This is a genomic window from Pseudomonas sp. S3_B11, from assembly GCF_054667715.1.
The window spans coordinates 3,769,992-3,783,676 of sequence record NZ_CP162749.1; the positions used below are offsets into that span (position 1 = coordinate 3,769,992).

Sequence of the window (13,685 nt, forward strand, 5' to 3'; positions counted from 1 at the left end):
TGCTATTGGGCGCCAGGTATAAGGCATTCCCCTCACAGAGACAACAATCGACCGGATGCCTCCCTGGTCACCGCCGCTTGCGTGACGCCAGCCGGATCCAGGTGGGCGCATGGTCACTGGGATGGGGTTGGTTCCGGACCCAGGCGTCCACGCCGGCCTCGCTCAGGTAGGCGCTGGCCGCCGGGTTGAGCAGCAGGTGATCGATGCGCAGCCCGGAGTTTTTCTGCCAGTGCTGGCGGAAATAGTCCCAGAAGGTATAGATCCGCTCGTCCGGATACAGGTGGCGCAACGAATCGGTCCAGCCCTGGTCCAGCAGCCGCTGGTAGCACGCGCGGCTTTCTGGCTGCAACAGCGCATCCTTGAGCCAGGAGCGCGGGTTGTAGATGTCCATGTCGGTGGGCACCACGTTGTAATCACCGGCCAGCACCACGGGGTGATCGCTGGCCTGCAACCCTTGGGCGTAGTCGATCAGCCGTTCGAACCACGCCAGCTTGTAATCGAACTTCGGACCCGGTTGCGGATTGCCGTTGGGCAGGTACAGGCAGCCCACCAGCACGCCATGCACCGCCGCCTCCAGATAGCGACTGTGATTGTCGTCATCCCCACCGGGCAAGCCTCGGCGGCTCTCCAGCGGCTGCGAGTCACGGGCCAGGATCGCAACGCCGTTCCAGGACGCCTGCCCATGCCAGATCGCCCCGTACCCTACCGACTCCAGCTCCGCCGCCGGGAAATCCTTGTCCACCGCCTTGAGCTCCTGCAAACAGGCAATGTCGGGTTTTTCCCGCTCCAGCCATTCCAGCAGGTTGGGCAGCCGGGCCCGGATGCCATTGATGTTGAAGGTCGCGATCCGAAGGTTTTTCATAGCGCCAGAACTCGAAATGCCAAGTCACAGTTGTGACCGACAACCGGACTGGGTGGTTGCAACAGGTTTTCAGGAACCCGTTTTCGGCAACGGCAGGCCACTCGCCAATAAGTGTGCAAAGGCTTGCTTGTCGATCGGCCGGCTGAGGAAATAACCCTGCACTTCGTGACATTGGTCCGAGCCCAGTGAGCCGAGCTGGGCCTGGGTTTCCACGCCCTCGGCAGTCACCGTCAGCCCCATGGCCTTGCCCAGGTTGATGATCGCCTGCACCACGGCGCGGTCATTGCTGCTATTGCTCATCGAAGCAATGAAGCGCTTGTCGATCTTGATGCCATCGAATGGATAGGTGCGCAGATAACCGAGGGACGAATAACCGGTACCGAAATCGTCCATGTTCAAGCGCACGCCCAGTTCCTTTAGGGCATTCATGACCTGCAGGGCGCCATCAACGTCGTTGAGCATCACGTTTTCAGTGATCTCCAGTTCCAGGCGGCTCGCCGGGAAACGGGTTTCGATCAACACCTGTCGAACATCCTCCACCACATCGCTGCGCTCGAACTGCGCCGGCGACAGGTTGACCGAGACCATCAATTCTCCCGGCCAGGTCAGCGCGGTTTCGCAGGCCTCGCGCAATACCCATCGCGAAAGCGGGACAATCAGGTCGGTTTGCTCGGCCAACGGAATGAAGGCGTCGGGACTCAACAAGCCTTGGGTCGGATGCTGCCAGCGAACCAACGCCTCGACCGCCACGATCTCCCGACCATCGACGGTGTAGCGCGGCTGGAAATGCAGGACGAATTCGTTTTTCTTCACAGCCTGGCGCAGGTCGCTTTCCAGTTGGCGACGATGCTGGATCTGATCGTTCATCTGCGAGGCGAAATAACACCAGGTTTTCTTGCCCTCGGACTTGGCCTGGTACAAGGCAATGTCGGCGCAGCGGATCAGTTCTCCGGGTACATAACCCTGGCGGCGGCTGACAGCGATACCAATGCTCGCACCGATGTGCAACGAATGGGTTTCGTAGAGGATCGGCTGCTGCAGGCTGTCGATCAGCCGCTCACAGAATCGGTCGATCTCAGTGGTGTGCTCCATCCCGTTGAGCACCACCACGAACTCGTCCCCTCCCAGGCGCGCCACCAGGTCTTGCTCGCGGGTGCAGTCGCGCAATCGCTGGGCCACTTCCAGCAACACCGCGTCGCCGGCCGGGTGGCCGAGGGAGTCGTTGATCGGCTTGAAATTGTCCAGGTCGACCATCAGCAAGGTCAACGGTGCGGAATGCTCCTTGGCCACCAGCGCATCATCGAGGTGCCGCGCCAGCTTGTTACGGTTCGGCAGGCCGGTCAGCGCATCGTGCATCGACAGATGCTGGACCTGGGCATGGGCCGCCACTTCATCGGTGATGTCGCTGGCGGTGCCGCGATAGCCCACCACCTCAGCCTTGTTATAGATCGGGCGTGCCGATACACGGCAGAAACGCAATTGCCCGGAATGATCGCGATAGGAACAGCGCAAGTTGCTGGCGCTCTGTTCCTCCGTCAACTTGCCCAGCCAGAGGGCAATCGGTGTGGTATCGCAATACAGCAGTTGCTCGATGTCCTGCCCCAGCCATTGCTGGTCGGAAAACCCGGTGACCGTATTGAAACGCCCCGACAGATAAGTGATGCGTTGCTGCCCGTCGATTTCCCAAATCCAGTCGGAAGCCGCCTCGGCCACGGCCCGAAAGCGCTCTTCGCTGGCCTCGAGGGCATGCGCCGAATGTTCCAGGCTGTCGTAACTGGCGTCCACATGCCGTGCCGTGCGCAACGCATAGCGAGAAAAGTAGGCAGTCAGCAGTGCGAGAATAAACAATGCGCCACCCAGCGGCGGCACCAGGGACCAGAGTAATTGCTGGCCCGGCCGCTCCAGGCGGGACACCAGGCTGAAACCGGTACTGTCCAGCGGCACGGCCGGCTGGCCGGGCTCAAGCTCGATGTCTTTCTTGAGGTTCAAGTCGGCGAGGCCATAACTCTTGCCCAGCTTGCGTAGCTTGACCGGTGTCAGTTGGTCGACAAACAGCAAGACCGAGGTGCCTTTGGACTCGACCTGGGGCCGTTCGTCATTGGGCAGAATCACCGAAGCCGTGACGATGGCCGGCCAGCCCTCGAACAAGGTGTAGCGGGTCGTGGACATCGTCAGGTCGGGCTGCGCCTGGAGCTGGTCCACCAGGTTGGTCAGCGACGCATTCATATAAACCGCGGCATCACCTTGGACATTGCGCCCGCGCACCACGGCGTATTTGGTGCGTTGCCGATCAATGACAAACACACCCTCGTATTCATCATTGGTGAACAGGGTCTTGCCCATGTTCTGTTCGGCGTAGGCCCATTGCACGTCGACCTCGCCGTTGAGGCGCTCGTAGGCCGTGGTCCAGTAGGCGTAACTGGCGATGTAGTTTTTCGCGGCGGCGGTGCGATTCTCGAGGGCGCGCTCGATATAGAAATGCGTCTTGCGCACATCCTCCGCGTCCAGCTTTTGCGCAATATCGAACAACGCGGCAACCGCCACCAGGACGCCCAGGACAAATAGTGCCCCGACCGCCACGACCAGGCGACGGGTAATCGGTGTGTGACGCGCAGTGCTTGAAGGCGTATCGGCAGCGGAATCCATTGATCTGCTCCTGTCCTGTCAACGCTGGCTTGGATCGAGGACGGTGAGGATCCGCGGCCAGTCATGCTCCCAACCTTAGCACCCGCTGCCTGATCACTTGGCGAGCCCACGGTTTTTTGCGAAAGAACCTACACACCTCGTAAATGGCACCAGCGCAGTGTCTGAACAATGGACCGTGGCACGTTGCCGATGATTCCAACCGATCTCAACGATCCGAGCGCGCCAGCGTATCGAGCCCACCTTCCGTCGATAACACCGCCACACGGTTGCGGCCGCCGTGCTTGGCCTGGTAAAGCGCCGCATCGGCCCGCTGGATGAAGACTTCGATGCTGTCCAGGCCGCTGGGCACAAAGGCATAGCAGCCCAGGCTCACCGTGAGGTAGCCGGTCGGGGAGCCGGAATGGGTGATGTGCTTGTCGATGACGCTGCGGCGGATCTGCTCGGCCAACGCCATGGCCCCCGAAAGATTGGTGTCGGGCAACAAAACCGCAAACTCTTCGCCGCCATAACGCACCGCCAGATCGGCCTTGCGATGGCAACAGTCCTTGAGCACCTTGGCCACTTCCGCCAGGCAATGGTCCCCGGCCACGTGCCCATAGGCGTCGTTGTAGCGCTTGAAAAAATCGATATCGAGCATGATCAGGCTCAAGGGGCTGCGCTGACGGGCGCCCCGGCCGAACTCGATGTCCAGGGCCCGTTCGAACAGGCGCCGGTTCGCCAGCCCGGTGAGGCTGTCATGGGTGGCAATCAGCTCCAACGCTTGCTGAGCCTTGCGCAAGTCCGCTTCGATCCGTTCGCTGTTACGTACCTGGCGCACGAATACCCAGCCGAACAAGCAAATACCCAGCACCACCAGGCCGACAATGAGGCTGGATTGGAAAGCCCGGTCATGCCACCCCGACAGGATCGCGTCCTCAGACATCGCAGCAGTGACCACCAGCGGATAAGCCTGTAGATGCTGGTGCCCATACAGCCTGACGACACCGTCGATGGTCGAACGAATGAGTGCATCGCCAGACATCCCGCCGGTCAGGATATGGTTGTAGATGTGTTCCTCGGCCAGCGGGTGACCGATCCGCCCCTCATCGAAGGGGCGCCGGGCCAAGAGTATCCCGTCAGACAAAGCCAGGGCCATCTCGCCTTGCTCATCCAGGCTGAAGCTTTTGAAGAATCGGTCGAAGTACGACATTTTGATGCCGGCCATCAACACGCCTTGGAAGTTGCCATCCTGATCGTTCAAACGGCGGGAAACGGGAATGATCCATTCGCCGTTTTGCCGGCTGCGAATCGCCGGGCCGATATGAGCGATCAAGGAGGCATTCTGTTGGTGGAAAGCAAAATAATCCCGGTCCGCCACCCCTGCGCCCCTGTGCAGGTTGTCAAAAGAGGTCACCACCCAGTGACCGTGCTTGTCGAACAGGAACAGGCCATGCAATTGCTCAAGCGATTGCACACGGCGGGCAAAGGTCTGCTGCAAGCGTGGCTGTACGGCGGGGCCGTAGCCATCGACCTGGATCCAATCCGTCAGACTGGCCAACACCAGATCAGTCTGGAGGAAGGTGTCCTGGGCCTGCTGGGCCATGGCCCGGGTAAGGGTCGCCGAAGCGACGCGGGCCGACTCCAGATCGTGGCTGCGCGATTGCTCCAGTTGCAGGTAAAGCAGACCGCACAGGCACAGGCACACCGCCGCGATAAACGTAACCGCTGCCTTGAGCAACGGCAGGCGCTTCAAGGCACCGCCAGGGACATGGAAAGGATCGAAAATAGAGATTGGCAAGCGAATTCCTGAAGGGGGCAAAACATGAGCGAATTCGCTCAAAGCCCCCAATATTCGTGAGCTTAGCCTACCGCTTGTGAGGCGGCAATTTGCCCGTGCAGCAGAGCCGATGGGTGGCTGCAGTGGATCCAAAACCCCGCCTGCCAGCCGATAAAAATGCCCTCTTCAGAACGATGAACACTGGTGGCTAGGGCCGTCGCTCTCACCGTACCGGCGGCACCCGGATCTCCCCGGCGCGGCATTGTGTCCTGACGCCCCTGCCACACGCGGCGAACGCCAAGTCCTTGTCCATGCACACCCGCACTTCCGACAGTTGCGGCCCGCTGCAAATCACCGCAATGCCGTCGGGAGCGATGCCTGGATTGCTTTGGCGGAACAGCCGGATGATTTCATCAGCCTCGAAATAATACGAGGAATTGAATGGTTGCAGCTGCGGTGGGATTTTCACCGCGCCCAAGGCTTTGTCGGCAACTTCCAGGTAGCCCATGGCACCCAGGCCACTGCAAGTGCCGTGCTTGGACCATTCATGTGCCATCAACTTGCGGGTGGGAAACAAGGTCAGGCCCTTGTTCTGCTCCGCCGCCGTCAACGGCACCTGGGGCGCACAGGCTTGCGGCCACCCACCCCGGGTGTATTGCGGCCAGAGGCCATGGAGCACAAAGCCGTAGCCCTTGCCGGAACACTGCGCATCCTTCTGGTGAGTCAGGCAGAACGTCGGTGACCAGGACAGCGCCAGCAAGTAGTAATCAAACACCCCGGCCACGGATTGCGCCCGTGCGTTGCCGGATTCGCGGGCATTGGCCGCGCCCATGGAACCCAGTGTCAGTACGATCAGCACGACAATGGCAAGACGTTGTTTCATTGACCCACTCCTTGGGGCGACTGTGCGAAAGCGGGATGATCGGGCGATGATTGTTTCAACCTTGTGTTTCAACTGTTTGAAGGGCTGTTTTTCACAAGCAGACCTTTTTTACAAACAAAGCTTGCCGGGGGGCTATCTAAATTGCGTAACGCCTCATAACGTAGATCGCCTTTGACTTTTACGTGCCCCGTCGCCCATGAGCAAACCGACCCGAACCGATGACAAACGCCCCCTGACCAGACCCGACGCCGTCAGCCTGCGCGTGGCCTTCTGGTTCTGGCTCAAACTGGGCTTCATCAGCTTCGGCGGCCCTGCGGGGCAGATCTCGATCATGCACCAGGAGTTGGTGGAGCGCCGACGCTGGATTTCCGAACGACGATTCCTGCATGCCCTTAATTACTGCATGTTGCTGCCGGGACCAGAAGCCCAGCAACTGGCCACGTACCTGGGCTGGCTGATGCACCGCGGTTGGGGCGGGATCATCGCCGGGGCACTGTTCGTGCTGCCTTCGTTGTTCATTCTCATCGCGTTGTCCTGGCTGTACGTCGCCTTTGGCGAAGTGCCGATAGTGGCGGGCATTTTCTACGGCATCAAGCCAGCGGTAACGGCAATCGTGGTGCATGCCGCCCACCGGATCGGCTCCCGCGCACTCAAGAACAATTGGCTGTGGGCGATCGCCGCGGCGTCGTTCGCCGCGATATTCGCCTTCAACGTGCCCTTCCCGCTGATCGTGCTGGGTGCCGCCGTCATCGGTTACCTGGGCGGTCGCTGGGTACCGGAAAAATTCAGCCTGGGCGGCCACGATGACAAGCACCAATCCTTCGGCCCGGCATTGATCGACGATGACACCCCGCCCCCGGACCACGTCCGGTTCAGCGCCTTCAGGCTCGCCCGGCTGGTGATCATCGGTGCCCTGTTGTGGGCGTTGCCAATGGGCCTGCTGACCGCGGTGTTCGGCTGGGAAGGCACGCTGACGCAAATGGCCTGGTTCTTCACCAAGGCTGCATTGCTGACGTTTGGCGGCGCCTATGCGGTTTTGCCCTACGTGTACCAGGGCGCCGTCGGACACTTCGGCTGGCTGACGCCGACACAAATGATCGATGGCCTGGCCCTGGGCGAAACCACGCCCGGGCCGCTGATCATGGTCGTGGCCTTCGTTGGTTTCGTCGGAGGCTACGTGATGCAGGTGTTTGGTCCCGAACAGGCGTTTCTCGCCGGGGCCGTCGCGGCCACGCTGGTGACCTGGTTCACGTTCCTGCCCTCGTTTCTGTTCATCCTGGCCGGCGGCCCGTTGGTGGAATCGACGCACAACGCGCTGAAATTCACCGCGCCGCTGACTGCGATCACCGCGGCGGTGGTCGGGGTGATCCTCAACCTGGCGTGCTTCTTCGGTTACCACGTACTCTGGCCCAACGGTTTTGCAGGTGCCCTGGACTGGCCGTCGGCAATCATCGCAATCGCAGCGGCCATTGCGCTGTTTCGCTACAAGCTGGGGGTGATCCAGGTGTTGCTGGCGTGCGGGCTGGCTGGGCTGGCGGTGCACTTGCTGCGCTAGACGAGGCGTTTGCTCAGGTACGTCGCCGAAGCCGGGCACAAGGTTTTGAATTGAGCCGTCGCACCGATCGAAGCAGGCGCCAGCGAGCGGTCCCGCGCCTGATAGCCCTGGCCGGTAAAAAACGCCGCGGCGCTGTCAGTCAGCAGATGGAGCTGCTCTACACCCTCACGTTTCGCAAACGCCTCGATAGCGGCCAACACCGCCGCGCCAGTGCCCTTCCCCCGCTGCCCCTCAAGGACAACCAGCGAACGTAGCAACCGGTCGCGCCCCTCCCCCTCAAGGCCACCAAATGCCACGTCAACGCCTTGGTGGCTGAAGCTGAAGAACTGTCGACCGGGAGACGTCAGGTCGTCCACGGGAAGGCCGGCCAGGGTGAGCGCATCGCGCAACGGTCCCAGATCGTTATTGCTCAGTGTTGTCATGCGCATGGTTGGTGCTCGGTCCTGTGTCCTGCCCTGATCATCGGGGCATTCCCGAATTTGGTTACAACTCACGGGGTGAATCGGAAGGTGAAGTTCAATAGGATTGCTCAAAAGTAAGCCACTGGCGTACATTAGCAATGATTTTTATTGAAACTCCAATTTTTACCCGGCGAGTCAAAGAACTGATGGATGACGATGATTTCGCTGTCCTACAGAAACTATTGGTCTGCAACCCCTCCGCTGGTGATGTTATGGAAGCCACCGGGGGGATCCGAAAGATCCGCATCGCAGCCAAAGGCCATGGCAAACGGGGTGGGGCCAGGGTGATCTACTACCACTTTGTCCATGCTTCGCGGATCGCGCTGTTGATGATATACCCGAAAAATGAACAGCAAGATTTGACTGTCGATCAACGCAAAGCATTAAAAATGATTGTCGAGCACTGGAGATAACCATGAGCAAATTTTTCGATGAGCTGATGGAAAGCGTACAACAGATGGATGAAATCGTTCGAGGCGAGCGCCAGCCGTCCCGGGAGTTCATCGTCGATGCGCTGCAGGTGAAAGAAATACGCAAGGCTACCGGCCTGACCCAAGCCAAATTTGCAGCACTGATCGACGTCCAATTGGGCACGCTTCGCAATTGGGAGCAAGGACGACGCGAGCCAACCGGCCCCGCTAAAGCGCTGTTGCGGGCGATTCATAATGATCCGAAACACGTGATCAGCGCTTTGGCAGTTTAAGCGTTACCGAAATGAACAGAACCTCTCAGGCACCGCTTCCATGTTGTGAAGGCGCTTGCTTCCCCACTCCATGACCCAGCGCAAATGAACACCCCAGCCCATCAGCTAAGCTCAACCTATCATCACGACAGGGAATCGACATGAGCAAGGCAGACGAGCTAGCGGCCAAACTGAGGAAAACCCAGCAAACCCGCGCGGATACCGACAACTGCGCCGACCTGGCGATCGAGCACTGGCCCGCCCAGGTCTACGAACTGTATCGCCAGATCGAAATCTGGTTGGCGCCCGTGTGTGAGGCTGGCCTGGACATTCGACGCAACCCCACCCATGTATTTGAAAGTCATTCCAGCGGTTCGACGTACAGCTACGCCATCGATCAACTGGTGATCGAAGGCAATCATCAGCGCATTTCATTCGACCCGATTGCGCGTTTCTCGTCCAAGGGCGAAGGCTGCATTGAAGTCCATATGAAGGAGCAGGAACACTGCATCGTGCGCACACTCGGCGAACATGGTGAATCGCTCTGGCATATCCAGGCACTGCGCCTGTCCGCACAACCGCATCCTGAACCCGTCATGCTGGACGAGGACACCTTGCTCGCGCTGGTCGAGCAAGGCCTGGGGCTTTAACGCAAATGGGCGACCCTTGAGGTCGCCCATTTCTTTGGAGAACCCACTAGAACTGCGACGCTGATTCGACGGTTGGATCGCTCCCTGGCACCGGTAGCGTCAGTTCCTCCACCGGTCTTCCCACGAGTTTATGCAAGGCATTGTCGATTTCGTCAGCCGCGCCTTGCGCGTATCGGGTATCCGCCCAGCTCCAGTACGGATCGAACATCAGCCCGCCCACGGCGTGTGCACACAGTTCATCGCTGTTGATCCCTATCTTCCCGGCAGCGGCGATCACGGCCATAAGGGCTTGCTCTAACTGGGAAATTCGCTCGGTAGTCACAATCAACCAACGTCATGGATAACAAACCCAGAGCATAACAAGCCATCAATGTGCCACCAACTCAAGGCGCCCAACGGTCGTCCTTCCAATCTTCTTTGGCTTACACGGCTCGCCTCAACCCGCCGAGCCATAGAGTGCTGCATCCGTAGCCGATGAAGATTCCCGAAGCGCTGACCGAGCGGCCAGCACCGTAAGAACAGCAGCAACGCCCAACAACGCCGCACTGGTTTCGAAGGTCGCGCGATAGCCACTCAGGTCGAACAGAAGGCCGCCCACTGTCGCGCCCGCGGCGATGGCGAGCTGGACGATCGCCACCATCAGGCCGCCGCCGGCTTCGGCATCTTCCGGCAGCGTCCGCGAAAGCCAGGTCCACCAACCTACGGGCGCCGCCGTGGCCACCAGGCCCCAAAGGCCGAGCAGGACGGTCGTGATCGTGATCGAGCCACCGAACCCCACCAGGGCAATGGCAATCGCGGCCATCAACAGCGGGATGACGATGAGCGTCCGATAGAGGTTGTTTTTCAGGCAGGCCCCGATCAGAAAGGTGCCCAGCAATCCCGCCACACCGATCACCAACAGCATGAAGGACAGCATGGAAACGCTCACCTGCGTCACCGTTTCAAGGAACGGTCGCAGGTAGGTGAACAACATGAACTGGCCCATGAAAAATGTGCTGACCGCCAGCATGCCGAGTGCGACCGGCGCCCGGGTCATCAACTTGAAGACATTGGTACTGCCTTGCTTCGCCTGCGAAGGCATGGAGGGCAGGCGTAACAGCAGCCAGACCAGGGCGATGGCGGCGACGGGCACGATGCAGAAAAACGCGCCACGCCAACCGATGATCGCCCCCAGGAAACTGCCCAGCGGCGCAGCGATCACCGTCGCCAAGGCATTGCCGCCATTGACGATGGCCAGTGCCTGCGGAACCTGATCGTCCGGCACAAGCCGCATGGCCGTGGCCGCCGACAGCGACCAGAAGCCGCCAATCGCCACGCCGATCAACGCGCGACCGAGCATGAATACCGCATAGTTTGGTGCAAACGCCGCCACGGTGCCTGAAACGATCATCAGCAATGTCAGCCCCAAAAGGAGCCATTTGCGGTCGACCCGGGCGGCGATCGATGCGATGAACAGGCTGGTGATCAGGGCAAAGGCGCCAGAGACGGCAATGCCTTGACCGGCCTGCCCTTCGCTGACGTGAAGATCCGCCGCTACCGGCGTCAGCAAGCTGACTGGCATGAACTCCGAGGCAACGAGCACGAATGCGGCGAGGGCCATGGCAAGTACCGCGCCCCAGGCGGGCTGGACTTGTGGCGATGAGTTATCTGTCATTGGAGGACAATCCTGTGTTTCTTTGATGGATCTGTGGGCAGATTGACGGCGGCATATTCAACACCACTGTCTCAGGCAGACCGCTATCGCGAGCAAGCTCGCTCCCACAGTTTTGAATGGGGGTGTTCACATATTTCGTGCCCGCCACACCTCCCCGTGTGGGAGCGAGCTTGCTCGCGATGACAGCGGCACATCCAACATCACCGCCTCAGGCAGACCGCTTTCGCGAGCAGGCTCGCTCCCACAGTTTTGAATGGGGGGTGTTCATGCGTTTCGTGCCCGCCACATATTCCCTTGTGGGAGCGAGCTTGCTCGCGATGACGGTGGCACATCCAACATCTCTGTCGCAGGCGGACCGCTATCGCGAGCGGTCGGTTAGCGCCTGTCTTCAGCCGACCAAGGTCGCGTTATCGATCACGAAGCGATACTTCACATCGCCCTTGAGCATGCGCTCGTAGGACGCGTTGATCTGCTCGGCCCGGACCAGTTCGATGTCGGCGACGATGCCGTGCTCTGCGCAGAAATCGAGCATCTCCTGGGTCTCGGGGATGCCGCCGATCATCGACCCGGCGAGGGTGCGCCGCTTCATGATCAGGTTGAAGACATTCGGCGAAGGATGGGGGGTTGCCGGGGCGCCCACCAGGGCCATCGTGCCGTCGCGCTTGAGCAGCACCAGCAACGCGTCCAGGTCGTGAGGGGCCGCCACGGTGTTCAAGATGAAATCGAAACTCTTGGTGTGCGCAACCATTTCTTCAGCATTGCGCGACACGACGACCTCGTCGGCCCCCAACTGCCTGGCATCCTCACGCTTGGACTCGGAGGTGGTGAACGCCACGACGTGAGCCCCCATCGCATGGGCAAGCTTGATGCCCATGTGGCCCAGGCCACCGATGCCGACCACGCCGACTTTCTTGCCCGGCCCGACGTTCCAGTGGCGCAGCGGCGAATAGGTGGTGATGCCTGCGCAGAGCAGCGGCGCGACGGCGGCCAGTTGGGCTTCGGGGTGACGAATGCGCAACACATAGCGCTCATGCACCACGATGTTTTGCGAATAGCCACCCAGCGTCCAACCGGGCTCATCCGGGGTGGGAAAGTTGTAGGTCCCGATCATCCCGTCACAATAATTTTCCAGACCGCTGTCGCAGTCGTCGCAATGCTTGCAGCTGTCGACGATGCAGCCGACGCCCACCAGGTCGCCGGTCTTGAAGCCGGACACATGGGCGCCGACCGCCGCGACCCGACCGACGATTTCGTGGCCCGGCACGCAAGGGAACTGGGTACCCGCCCACTCGGCACGCACCTGGTGCAGGTCCGAATGGCAGATACCACAAAAAGCGATGTCGATCTGGACGTCATGCGCGCCCGGCGTGCGACGAGTGATCTGCAGGGGTTCAAGGGGCTTGTCGCCCGCGTGGGCGCCGTAGGCTTGTACACGCATCAGAAGACTCCTTGCTGGATTGAATGAGGTTCTATCTTCAGGGCTCATCCCGGCCGGCAGGTAGTGCATTACGGTTAAATTCTTGCCTGATTCTATGAGCTTCTCCATTTCGCATAGGCAGCGCTTCGTTTGCCGAGTTAATGTTCTGCCTATAGCGCTTGAGCTGAGATGACACCCGGACCCGACATGGCCATCCAACGCAGATCCGTACAAGAGACTCTGGCCGCCATCATCGGCGGCCGGACCTCACACCCGGGCGACTTTGAAACGCCCATCGCCGGCCTCGCCTTCTTTCGGCGTGAAGCCCCAGCGCCGCCGGTGATTTGCATGATCGAACCGAGCATCGTGCTGGTGGCCCAAGGCGAGAAGCAGGTCTGGATCGGCGGCGAAGCCTATGGCTACGACACCGGGCGGTTCCTCATGACCTCCCTGGACATCCCCGCCAATTCCGAGGTGATGCAGGCCAGCCCGGAACAGCCCTGCCTGGGCCTGGTCCTGAGGCTCGACTTGCGCATGGTGGCCGATCTGATCGCCCAAGGCAGCCTGTCGCCGCCGCGTGATCGAGCGGTCGGGATCGGCGCGGGAATCGGCACCGCGACACCCGACCTGCTGGCGCCGTTCGCACGTCTGCTGGGGTTGTTGGATGAACCCGAAGCGATCCCCATATTGGCGCCGTTGATCCAGCGCGAGATCCACTACCGGTTGCTGCTCAGCGACCAGGCCGCCCGGCTGCGGCAGATCGTTTCGGTCGATAGCCAGGGCTACCGGATCGCCAAGGCCATCGACTGGTTGAAATTGAACTACACCGAACCCGTGCGCGTAGACGACCTCGCCGCGCGGGTGCAAATGAGCGCGCCGACGTTTCACCACCACTTCCGCCAGCTCACGGCGATGAGCCCGCTGCAATACCAGAAGTGGCTGCGGTTGAACGAAGCAAAACGCTTGATGCTCAACGAACACGTAGACGTGGCGAGTGCGGCCTTCAAGGTGGGCTATGAAAGCCCTTCCCAGTTCAGCCGCGAATACGCCCGCTTGTTTGGCGTGCCGCCCAAGCGCGACATTGCGGCGCTGCGCGGGTCGGCCAAGGCTGGTTGATTC

Annotated in this window: 13 protein-coding genes; 5 read left to right on the top strand and 8 right to left on the bottom strand. The window is 60.6% G+C overall.

The genetic code is table 11. From position 1 onward, the window contains the following. Positions 1 to 67 precede the first annotated feature (67 nt). The 4 genes from xth to AB4O22_RS16990 all read right to left on the bottom strand — a co-directional run bounded on the left by xth (position 68) and on the right by AB4O22_RS16990 (position 6,147). On the bottom strand, positions 68 to 862 hold the full coding sequence (gene xth, locus AB4O22_RS16975; protein ID WP_223472376.1) for an exodeoxyribonuclease III: 795 nt from the start codon (positions 860 to 862) through the stop codon (positions 68 to 70). A gap of 69 nt (positions 863 to 931) precedes the next feature. Continuing rightward, positions 932 to 3,508 carry a bifunctional diguanylate cyclase/phosphodiesterase gene (locus AB4O22_RS16980; protein ID WP_460096790.1) on the bottom strand — a complete coding sequence of 859 codons (2,577 nt, stop codon included), beginning with the start codon at positions 3,506 to 3,508 and terminating at the stop codon, positions 932 to 934. A 205-nt stretch (positions 3,509 to 3,713) separates the two neighbouring features. Continuing rightward, the gene (locus AB4O22_RS16985) at positions 3,714 to 5,285 is read right to left on the bottom strand and encodes a GGDEF domain-containing protein (protein WP_460096792.1); all 1,572 of its coding nucleotides are present in this window, start codon (positions 5,283 to 5,285) and stop codon (positions 3,714 to 3,716) included. A gap of 202 nt (positions 5,286 to 5,487) precedes the next feature. Further along, positions 5,488 to 6,147, bottom strand: a complete 660-nt coding sequence (locus AB4O22_RS16990) for a ribonuclease T2 family protein (RefSeq protein WP_028237671.1) — start codon at positions 6,145 to 6,147, stop codon at positions 5,488 to 5,490. 196 nt (positions 6,148 to 6,343) lie between these two features. Between AB4O22_RS16990 and chrA the strand changes: the two genes are divergently transcribed. Then, positions 6,344 to 7,702, top strand: coding sequence for a chromate efflux transporter (gene chrA, locus AB4O22_RS16995; protein ID WP_460096794.1), 1,359 nt, complete (start codon positions 6,344 to 6,346; stop codon positions 7,700 to 7,702). Here chrA and arsN2 read toward each other — a convergent pair. Continuing rightward, entirely contained in the window at positions 7,699 to 8,130 is a 432-nt protein-coding gene (gene arsN2, locus AB4O22_RS17000) for an arsenic resistance N-acetyltransferase ArsN2 (RefSeq protein WP_460096795.1), read from the bottom strand. The genes chrA and arsN2 overlap by 4 nt on opposite strands. A gap of 131 nt (positions 8,131 to 8,261) precedes the next feature. On the opposite strand from arsN2, the gene AB4O22_RS17005 reads away from it, so the two are divergent. The 3 genes from AB4O22_RS17005 (at position 8,262) to AB4O22_RS17015 (ending at position 9,495) form a co-directional block, all read left to right on the top strand. After that, positions 8,262 to 8,576 (top strand): type II toxin-antitoxin system RelE/ParE family toxin, encoded by a 315-nt coding sequence (locus AB4O22_RS17005; protein WP_114731147.1) that lies wholly within the window; start codon positions 8,262 to 8,264, stop codon positions 8,574 to 8,576. 2 nt (positions 8,577 to 8,578) lie between these two features. Further along, positions 8,579 to 8,866, top strand: a complete 288-nt coding sequence (locus tag AB4O22_RS17010) for a helix-turn-helix domain-containing protein (protein ID WP_058545613.1) — start codon at positions 8,579 to 8,581, stop codon at positions 8,864 to 8,866. 140 nt (positions 8,867 to 9,006) lie between these two features. Further along, positions 9,007 to 9,495: a hypothetical protein gene (locus AB4O22_RS17015; RefSeq protein WP_460096797.1), complete on the top strand. Its 489-nt coding sequence runs from the start codon at positions 9,007 to 9,009 to the stop codon at positions 9,493 to 9,495. A 46-nt stretch (positions 9,496 to 9,541) separates the two neighbouring features. Here the strand turns inward: AB4O22_RS17015 and AB4O22_RS17020 are convergent, their stop codons facing one another. The 3 genes from AB4O22_RS17020 to AB4O22_RS17030 form a co-directional block, all read right to left on the bottom strand. Then, positions 9,542 to 9,778, bottom strand: coding sequence for a hypothetical protein (locus tag AB4O22_RS17020; protein WP_223472372.1), 237 nt, complete (start codon positions 9,776 to 9,778; stop codon positions 9,542 to 9,544). A gap of 153 nt (positions 9,779 to 9,931) precedes the next feature. After that, the gene (locus tag AB4O22_RS17025; RefSeq protein WP_460096799.1) at positions 9,932 to 11,149 is read right to left on the bottom strand and encodes an MFS transporter; all 1,218 of its coding nucleotides are present in this window, start codon (positions 11,147 to 11,149) and stop codon (positions 9,932 to 9,934) included. A gap of 388 nt (positions 11,150 to 11,537) precedes the next feature. Then, entirely contained in the window at positions 11,538 to 12,587 is a 1,050-nt protein-coding gene (locus tag AB4O22_RS17030) for an NAD(P)-dependent alcohol dehydrogenase (protein WP_003199809.1), read from the bottom strand. A gap of 186 nt (positions 12,588 to 12,773) precedes the next feature. On the opposite strand from AB4O22_RS17030, the gene AB4O22_RS17035 reads away from it, so the two are divergent. After that, positions 12,774 to 13,682, top strand: a complete 909-nt coding sequence (locus AB4O22_RS17035; RefSeq protein WP_041931128.1) for an AraC family transcriptional regulator — start codon at positions 12,774 to 12,776, stop codon at positions 13,680 to 13,682. Positions 13,683 to 13,685 lie beyond the last annotated feature (3 nt).

Bases quoted from the DNA above. Each gene is read 5' to 3' on its own strand.
- xth (WP_223472376.1), bottom strand. From the start codon at position 862: ATGAAAAACCTTCGGATCGCGACCTTCAACATCAATGGCATCCGGGCC.
- AB4O22_RS16980 (WP_460096790.1), bottom strand. From the start codon at position 3,508: ATGGATTCCGCTGCCGATACGCCTTCAAGCACTGCGCGTCACACACCG.
- AB4O22_RS16990 (WP_028237671.1), bottom strand. From the start codon at position 6,147: ATGAAACAACGTCTTGCCATTGTCGTGCTGATCGTACTGACACTGGGT.
- chrA (WP_460096794.1), top strand. From the start codon at position 6,344: ATGAGCAAACCGACCCGAACCGATGACAAACGCCCCCTGACCAGACCC.
- arsN2 (WP_460096795.1), bottom strand. From the start codon at position 8,130: ATGCGCATGACAACACTGAGCAATAACGATCTGGGACCGTTGCGCGAT.
- AB4O22_RS17005 (WP_114731147.1), top strand. From the start codon at position 8,262: ATGATTTTTATTGAAACTCCAATTTTTACCCGGCGAGTCAAAGAACTG.
- AB4O22_RS17010 (WP_058545613.1), top strand. From the start codon at position 8,579: ATGAGCAAATTTTTCGATGAGCTGATGGAAAGCGTACAACAGATGGAT.
- AB4O22_RS17015 (WP_460096797.1), top strand. From the start codon at position 9,007: ATGAGCAAGGCAGACGAGCTAGCGGCCAAACTGAGGAAAACCCAGCAA.
- AB4O22_RS17020 (WP_223472372.1), bottom strand. From the start codon at position 9,778: ATGGCCGTGATCGCCGCTGCCGGGAAGATAGGGATCAACAGCGATGAA.
- AB4O22_RS17025 (WP_460096799.1), bottom strand. From the start codon at position 11,149: ATGACAGATAACTCATCGCCACAAGTCCAGCCCGCCTGGGGCGCGGTA.
- AB4O22_RS17030 (WP_003199809.1), bottom strand. From the start codon at position 12,587: ATGCGTGTACAAGCCTACGGCGCCCACGCGGGCGACAAGCCCCTTGAA.
- AB4O22_RS17035 (WP_041931128.1), top strand. From the start codon at position 12,774: ATGGCCATCCAACGCAGATCCGTACAAGAGACTCTGGCCGCCATCATC.